Below are 8,498 nucleotides of genomic sequence, written 5' to 3'. Positions count from 1 at the left end.
TATGCCCATTTTGTTTTAATACAATAACTGACGATTCTATGAAACATATAAATAGACATCTTTTGGAGGATTAAATGAATTACGAAGACCAATTAAATAATTTAAAAAAACAGTTAGATAGAGCAAAAGATTTGAAATACAAAGCTGATGCTAGACTAGAAAGTTTAAAAAGTCAAAGAGCAGAATTATTAAAGGAAATAGAAAAAGAGGGCATAAAGCCTGAAGACTTATCTATGGAAATAGAAAAACTTGAAAAAGAAATTGTAGATCTATTCCAAAAAGCAGACTCTATGATGCCAAAGGTATAAAATGAATTTAGAAGAATTAAATAAAAAATTGGAGCAAATAAATTCAAAATTAAATATAGAAAAGGGAAAGCTGCAAGTTATTAGTCAAAACTTTGAAAATACAAAAAAAGAATTGGATAAAGAAATAAAATATGAAGATCTTTTAACTAAAGTAATTTTATTATTTCAAAAAACAGCAACTTATGCCAGAGAACAATCAAAAAGACAAGTAGAAGACTTAGTGACTAGATGCTTACAATTTATTTTTGAAACTGATATTGAATTTTTAATTGAACTTTCTGAAAAACGCTCAGTTCCAAATGCAGAATTTTATGTGAGAAGTAATTATGATGAAGGATATAGTATTATAACAAAGCCAGAACTTGAAAGGGGAGGTGGAGTTGTAGATATAATTTCCATAGCTCTAAGAATAGCTTTTATTCAACTACATAAACCTGTTTTGCAGGGACCAATAATTTTAGATGAACCAGGAAAACATGTTAGCGAGGACTATATTTTTAACTTAGGAGATTTTCTAAGTAAATCTAGCTCATTATTTAAAAGACAAATAATTATGGTTACACATAATGCTCATCTTGCACAAATATGCGATAAATCCTATTCAGTTGACATCAAAAATGGTGTGAGCTGTGTAGAGGAGATTAATGAAAATATTTAAAAACAAATTATTCAAATAAAGTTTTAAAAGATTAATTAGTGCTTGACTTTAATACAAGAAATTGTTAGTATGATATTGATAGTTGTTATACGTACAATAAAACTTTATTATTCAATAAAATATTTACATTTGATTAGGAGGATATCATGAAATATAATTCAAAAATTAAAAGTAAACAAACAGATGGTTTATTTGAAGCTATTCTTGAATTAGATAATATGGAAGAATGCTACAGATTTTTTGAAGATATTTGTACCGTTAAAGAAATTAAAGCTATATCTCAAAGATTAGAAGTAGTTAAATTATTAATTAAAGAAAAAACATATCATGAAATTGAAAGCGAAACTGGAGCATCTACAGCAACAATATCTAGAATAAACAGATCTTTAAATTATGGTGCTGATGGTTATAAAATAGTTTTAGAAAAACTTGGTTTACTAAATGATAATGATAAGGACAAAGAATAATCTTTATTTTTGATTAAACCATAAAAGGGCTTATTATCTTATAAGCCCTTTTATAATATTGAATTTTTTAACCCTTTTTTACAAGTTTCTGTAAAAATTCATTAGTACTTTTGATATTTATTGTCGAAAAATCTTGATATATGACCAATCCTAATTTATTACTGGGATGTCTTTTTATATTAATCCTTTTCGTATAATCAACAAGTACATTATTAGAATCTCCGAAAGAAGAATACTTTGCTGCTAATGCAGCACAGGCATTGAGAACATCAATTGGTGGATTATCACCTTTATTTTTTAAGATTACATGAGAACCTGGTCCTTCTTTAACGTGAAACCAGTAATCATCCTTATTAGCAAATTTTAATGTCAAATAATCATTTTGCTTGTTATTTTTACCCAGGAATATATTGTAACCATCCATCTCAAACTCTAAAAAGTTTTTTGTATTTGATTTAGATTTCTTTTTTAAATTTCTTTTATTATTTTTAATTAAGCCTTGGTTTTGCATCTCTTCTTTTAAGTCTTCTATATCATCTAAACTTTCCATCAGGCTTATATTTAATAACAATGATTCTAAATAGGATATTAAAGCCTTATCATCTTCAATTTGCTTGTATAAAATCCCTGCAGCTTTTTTCAATTTTGAATATTTTTTATAGTATCTATTGGCATTTTGTTGAGCATTTAATTTTATATCTAGAGGTATTTCAATTTCATTCATATTATCATAATAATTTGAACATTTAAGAGTTTTGTCTCCGGGTTTTATATTATGAAAGTTTGAAGAAATTAAATCAGCATAAACTTTATATCTATCCCTATCTAAGGCTTCATTTAATTCTTGTGCCTGAAATTCTAATTTTCTTTTGGTTCTTTTTATACTCAGCCTAATAATCTTTTGATAATTCGATGTTAAAGAATTAATCCTATTATCCACTTGCTTATGAGCATAAAACTCATCTAAAAGCTCATTAATTGAAGAAACTTTGATTTTTTCATTATCGTTATAAAACTTCAAATCTATGGAGTAGAAATCTGAAAATTTTTCACTTTTTAAAATTTTAATCGGTTGAAATTTACATTTTTTTATAGATTCAAAAATTTCATAAAAACTTTTTTCTATCATATTAATATCATTTTCGCTATATGACAAGAAAGCTCTATCCATATCAATACCACTTCTATAGTTTAATTCCATTACCATTTGTGGGCTAATACCGGTATAAGTATTCATCAAAAATCTTTTTAGATTTAAATTTTTATCAGCATTTAATATTCTTGATTTTAAATCATATTCATCCCTAGGATCTGATCCTTTAGATATATCTATTGGATTATAAATAGCTCCTGGAACAATTTCTCTTACTCTTGACTTATTAAAATTAATCCTTTTTAAACTATCTAGTATTTTAGAGTCCTTATTCACTAAAATTATGTTAGAATATTTACCCATAATCTCAAGTATCAAAGATTTATCTTCAAGTAATCCTAATTCATCTTTTGAAGAAAAATCAAATTTTATAATCCTATCCATTTTATATTGAGTGATTTGATTTAAAATACTTCCTTCTAAATGTTTTCTAAGCAACATACAAAATGCTGGAGGATTGCTTGGATTATCAATAATATTTTCTGTTAAATGAACTCTAGGATAATTTCCAGATGCCGACAACAACAATTTATACTTTATTCTTGAAGCTCTTATATTTATAAGAATCTCATCTTTTGAAGGTTGGTAAATTTTATCTATTTTACCATTTACTAATTTATTATTTAATTCATACACTAGGCATGCACAAACGCTACCGTCTAAAGACATATAATCACCATAGTTAATTATAACATAAATATTTCATTGTTTTATAGTGTTAAAAATAGTATAATTAATTAAACTAATTAAGAAGGGGAAAGGTGGTATAATTTTGGAAATTAAGGAAAATTTAAAAAAAGTCGACTTTGAAATTTTTTCCGCTATAGAAAAAGAAACTAAGAGGCAAAGAGAACATGTTGAATTAATAGCATCAGAAAACTTTGTTTCAGAAGCTGTTTTAGAGGCAATAGGCTCTACACCAACAAATAAATATTCTGAAGGATATCCAGCAAAGCGCTATTATGCTGGTTGTGAACATATAGATACTATTGAAACTTTGGCAATAGAAAGACTAAAAAAACTATTTAATTCCGAACATGCAAATGTACAACCACACTCTGGCTCAAATGCAAATTTAATTGTTTATTCAGCTCTTCTAAAACCAGGCGATAAAGTTATGGGAATGAATCTTGACGAAGGAGGTCACTTAAGCCATGGAAGTCCAGTAAACTTTTCTGGAAAATTTTATAATTTCACTTCCTATGGTTTAAATCCTGAAACTGAAAGAATTGACTATGATGCTTGCTATAAATTAGCAAAAGAGGTAAAACCAAAACTAATTGTAGCTGGAGCTTCAGCTTATCCAAGAAAAATAGATTTTTCTAAATTTAGAGAAATAGCTGATGCGGTGGGTGCTTATCTGATGGTAGATATGGCTCATATTGCTGGACTCGTTGCTGCAGGTTTTCATATGAATCCTTGTCCATATGCTGATTTTGTAACATCCACTACTCATAAGACCCTTAGAGGACCTAGAGGTGGAATTATCTTAACTAATAACGAGAATAAAAAACTCTTAGATAAATCTGTTTTTCCAGGTTTCCAAGGTGGACCACTTGAAAATATAATAGCTGCCAAAGCGGTATGCTTTAAAGAAGCATTAGAACCCTCCTTTAAAGTTTACATTGAACAAATTATTAAAAATGCACAAAAAATGGGAGATGTGTTACAAGAAGGTGGCATAAGACTTGTATCAGGAGGAACTGACAACCATTTACTACTTTTAGACGTTAGAAACTTAAATTTAACAGGCAAAGAAGCAGAAAAGTTATTGTCAGAAGTAAATATTACTACAAATAAAAATGCTATTCCAAACGACCCTCAAACACCAATGGTAACCAGCGGTGTTAGAATTGGTACACCTGCCATTACTACAAGAGGAATGAAAGAAAATGATGTTGAAAAAATTGCATTATTAATGATAGATGCCCTAAAACAAAAGCGAGATGCACAAACAATTAAAGCTGAAGTTTTAGAAATTTTAAAATCTTTTCCTTTATATGAAAATTAAATCTATAGAGATAAGGCATAAGTCTTATCTCTATTTTAATAGGTATATGTAAATATATGTTCGAACATATATTTGTACATATGTTTTAATGTTCTTATATGAAAATTTTCCTAATTTTTCCTAATAATGAAACAAATATATAAATTAAGTTATTTTATTAAAAAATAGTTAATTTATGAATTTAAGATGATTCGTGTAATTGGTCATTAAAATTAATAAATTCAACAAATAATATTTATTTAATCTATAAATAATTTCAGAACATAAGTATAGAATATATTTTTTCGTATTTAAACAAATTTATATAATATAAAGAATAAAAAGGTTTGAATTAATTATAGTTATATATTAGATCTAAGAAAAAATCTCGAATTTAATTTAACTGTGTATGATTATAAAATTAAAATTTTCCTTAAAAAGATTTACTAGCATAGAATTACTGCATAAACAATAAATATGATTAATATTTATAATATATCTTTCTATAAGGTATAATCAAAGGCTTTGAGATATTAAAAAATTATAAAATAATACAAAAATAGTCACAAAATTATTATTTTGTGACTATTTTTTACTCTCGCCTTTATTCAATATAAAGGATAATTTTCTTTGCTTTTAATATCTTATACTTTTTATAATATACAAAATATATTCCCATATACTAAGAAATAATGGTTTATCAAACAATAGACAATGACATTCTTTGAATTAATTAAAATATAATCAATATAATTTAGATTATAACCTATTGTTAACTGTTATCACCGTTTTATATAATTAAAACGTCTATTTTTTAAATATATCTTAAGTCTATAAAATAGCAAAATATTTTTTTATAACAAATAATTTTTATTACATATAAAGATTTGACTTTTCACCGACTAAAGATTTATCTTCCCTATCATTTTTATCAGTGTTTTTAAATAATTCATCAAGAGAATTTTTACTAGCATTTGAACTTTTATTTTCATCTGTATTTTTTTCAATATTTTTGTCTGTATCTTTTGGCTTATTTTTAAAAGAGCCTTCAATATATACATTATTGTCTTTCCAGTTAACTTTTAATCCCATAGCTTCAGAAATAAATCTAATAGGAACATATGTCCTTCCATCATATAATATTGGTGCAGCATCTGTTTCTATAACTTCTTTACCGCTATTTTCATGAAAAGTAGCTTGTTTTTCACCAATATTCATTTTTATCAATTTTGTTCCGACACCGCCTATAAGTATTCCTTGCTTATTGGTTTGCGCTTCAGTATAAAATTGAATATAGGCTCCTAACTCCTCTGTTATATATCTGATAGGTACCATTACCCTATCATTAGTTTTATCTAAATAAGCTTTGCCATAAGTATCAGGAATAGCTTTTATTTGGTTATTAATATAAATATCTATTTTTGTATTGCTAGCTTCCTTAGGAAGTTTACCGGCCGCAAAAACACTTGAACTTGTAATAGTTACAATTGATAGTGTAAATACAAGTAATTTCTTTTTTAAATTCATTATATTTCTCCTTTATTTTCGTCTTCAATTATATTAGACAGAGGATTTTGTTCCACTGTATTTTTTAACATAGCATCATTAACGTGAGTATAAATCTGTGTAGTTGTTATAGATTCATGACCTAAAATTTCTTGCAAGGACTTTATATCAGCATTTCCATACTGATACATTAAAGTAGCTGCAGTATGTCTTAATTTATGAACAGTATATTTGTTTGGATCTAGCCCTGAATTTCTGATATGTTTTTCAATCATATGTTGGATAGACCTGTTAGACATTCTCTTTTTTCTCATACTTATAAAAAGTGCATCTGTTGAAACCTTTGGTCTATGCATTAAATAATTTTTTATAGAATATATACAAGCATTATTTAAATAAATTTGTCTCTCTTTATTTCCCTTACCTAATACTCTTATCATCTCATCCTTTATAGATGAAATATTAATTTGACTAAGTTCAGAAAGTCTCATACCACAATTTAAAAATAAAGTGCAAATACAGTAATCTCTAGTCCTATAAAAATCATTTTCTTTAGAATTTTCAATGGTCTTTAATAAATTAATGGCTTGGTCTAAATTCAAATATATAGGTAAAGATTTTTCAATTTTAGGGAGATCCACACTCTCACTAGGATTAATCTTTAATAGGTCTATTTTATTTGTTAAATAATCAAAAAAAGCCCTTACTGCAGAAATTTTTCTATACTTTGACTTATTTGAAAGTTTTCTTTCTTTATCAAGGTATGAAATATAAGCATAAATATCTTGTTTATTTATAGCTTTTAATAAATCCTCATCAACCTTATCAATATCAACTTCATCTAAAGATTTGACATTATCATAAAAATTAGTTTTTCTTAATATCATATATCTAAGAAAAATTCTTAAATCATAATAATATTCTTTAATAGTATTTTCAGAATGTCCCTTAGAAGAAGATAGATAATCTAAAAAATCATCTAAAATATTTGATTTAATCATAATTCTCCTAAAAAAACCTGACTTTTATAGTCAGGTTTATATTATTTTGCATATTCAACTGCTCTTGTTTCTCTAATGACATTAACCTTAATTTGTCCCGGAAAATCAAGTTCTGCCTCAATTTTCTTAACAATATTTCTAGCAGTTATTGTTATTTCAGCCTCAGAAATTTCTTGAGGTTTTACGATAATTCTAATTTCTCTACCAGCTTGAACTGCATAAGATTTTTCTATTCCTTGGAATGAATTAGCAATTTCTTCAAGCTTTTCAAGTCTTTGAATATAAGCTTCAACAGTTTCACGTCTTGCTCCGGGTCTTGCAGCTGAAATAGCATCAGCTGACTGAACAAGAATAGATTCAACGCATATAGGTTCAACATCTCCATGATGAGATTCTATAGCATTAATAACTTTTTCAGGCTCATTATATTTACGAGCAATTTCGACACCAAGTTCAACGTGAGTTGCGTTAATATTATGGTCAATACTCTTACCTATATCATGCAACAATCCGCCTCTTCTAGCTAGCTTAACATCTGCACCTATTTCTGCTGCTAAAATTCCAGCAATTTGTGAAACTTCCACAGAATGCTTAAGGTTATTTTGTCCATAGCTTGTTCTATATTTTAGTCTGCCAAGGTACTTAATAATTTCAGGATGCAATCCATGAACACCAGCATCATAAGCTGCTTGTTCTCCAGATTCTTTTATTATTGTTTCTACTTCTTCTTGAGCTTTATTTACAGCTTCCTCAATACGTGACGGATGAATTCTACCATCATTAACAAGTTTTTCCAAGGCAACTCTAGCAACCTCACGTCTAACTGGATCGAAGCAAGATAAAACTACTGCTTCCGGTGTATCATCAATTATTAAGTCAACACCTGTTAAAGATTCAATTGCTCTGATATTTCTACCTTCCCTACCAATTATTCTACCTTTCATTTCATCATTAGGTAGATTAACAACGGAAACTGTTGTTTCAGTAACCTGGTCTGCAGCTACTCTTTGAATAGCTGTTGCAATTACATCTCTTGCATACTTATTTGATTCATCCTTAATTCTTTGTTCATTTTCTTTAATAATTAAAGCTGATTCCTGAGTTATTTGGCTTTCTAATTGGCTAAGAAGAATTTTTTTACCTTCTTCAGCAGTTAAGCCTGCAACTTTTTGAAGTTCTTCTTCTCTCTGAGCGATAAGTTTTTCAGCAGTTTCTTCCTTTTCCTTAAGACTTTCAAGTTTTTGTGACAATTTCTCATCTTTTTTATCAACTTGATTAGATTTTCTTTCAATCTGTTCTTCTCTATTAAGCACTCTAGATTCTAATTGCTTAAGTTCAGCCTTCTGACTATTTATTTTCTTTTCTTCAGAAGCTCTAATTTTTTGGATTTCATCTTTAGCTTCAACTAAAAGTTC

8 protein-coding genes are annotated in these 8,498 nt (G+C 27.4%); 4 read left to right on the top strand and 4 right to left on the bottom strand.

What is annotated here, in order from left to right:
• The first annotated feature begins 74 nt into the window (after positions 1-74).
• The 3 genes from HMPREF9131_RS00220 to HMPREF9131_RS00210 all read left to right on the top strand — a co-directional run bounded on the left by HMPREF9131_RS00220 (position 75) and on the right by HMPREF9131_RS00210 (position 1,433).
• Entirely contained in the window at positions 75-308 is a 234-nt protein-coding gene (locus HMPREF9131_RS00220; RefSeq protein ID WP_004823981.1) for a hypothetical protein, read from the top strand.
• Between the two features lies 1 nt (position 309).
• On the top strand, positions 310-966 hold the full coding sequence (locus HMPREF9131_RS00215) for an ATPase (protein ID WP_009344707.1): 657 nt from the start codon (positions 310-312) through the stop codon (positions 964-966).
• 146 nt (positions 967-1,112) lie between these two features.
• Positions 1,113-1,433, top strand: coding sequence for a YerC/YecD family TrpR-related protein (locus HMPREF9131_RS00210; protein WP_004824070.1), 321 nt, complete (start codon positions 1,113-1,115; stop codon positions 1,431-1,433).
• Positions 1,434-1,500: 67 nt separating this feature from the next.
• Here the strand turns inward: HMPREF9131_RS00210 and HMPREF9131_RS00205 are convergent, their stop codons facing one another.
• A complete protein-coding gene (locus HMPREF9131_RS00205; protein ID WP_009344708.1) occupies positions 1,501-3,255 on the bottom strand; it encodes an NFACT family protein in 1,755 nt (584 codons plus the stop codon).
• A gap of 103 nt (positions 3,256-3,358) precedes the next feature.
• Between HMPREF9131_RS00205 and glyA the strand changes: the two genes are divergently transcribed.
• On the top strand, positions 3,359-4,597 hold the full coding sequence (gene glyA / locus HMPREF9131_RS00200; RefSeq protein WP_009344705.1) for a serine hydroxymethyltransferase: 1,239 nt from the start codon (positions 3,359-3,361) through the stop codon (positions 4,595-4,597).
• Between the two features lie 852 nt (positions 4,598-5,449).
• On the opposite strand, the gene HMPREF9131_RS00195 is transcribed toward glyA, so the two are convergent.
• From HMPREF9131_RS00195 to rny, 3 genes are all read right to left on the bottom strand, one after another.
• The gene (locus tag HMPREF9131_RS00195) at positions 5,450-6,103 is read right to left on the bottom strand and encodes a copper amine oxidase N-terminal domain-containing protein (RefSeq protein ID WP_009344706.1); all 654 of its coding nucleotides are present in this window, start codon (positions 6,101-6,103) and stop codon (positions 5,450-5,452) included.
• Positions 6,103-7,083 (bottom strand): tyrosine recombinase XerC, encoded by a 981-nt coding sequence (locus HMPREF9131_RS00190; protein WP_009344704.1) that lies wholly within the window; start codon positions 7,081-7,083, stop codon positions 6,103-6,105. The genes HMPREF9131_RS00195 and HMPREF9131_RS00190 overlap by 1 nt, the downstream gene beginning before the upstream one ends.
• Before the next feature lie 41 nt (positions 7,084-7,124).
• On the bottom strand, positions 7,125-8,498 hold a 1,374-nt coding region (gene rny, locus HMPREF9131_RS00185; RefSeq protein WP_009344703.1), incomplete at its 5' end, for a ribonuclease Y.

This window comes from Peptoniphilus sp. oral taxon 836 str. F0141, from assembly GCF_000179335.1.
Lineage (GTDB): Bacteria > Bacillota > Clostridia > Tissierellales > Peptoniphilaceae > Peptoniphilus_A > Peptoniphilus_A lacrimalis.
Note: the sequence above shows the minus strand (reverse complement) of the source record. Positions and strands in the feature narration are given on the sequence as shown.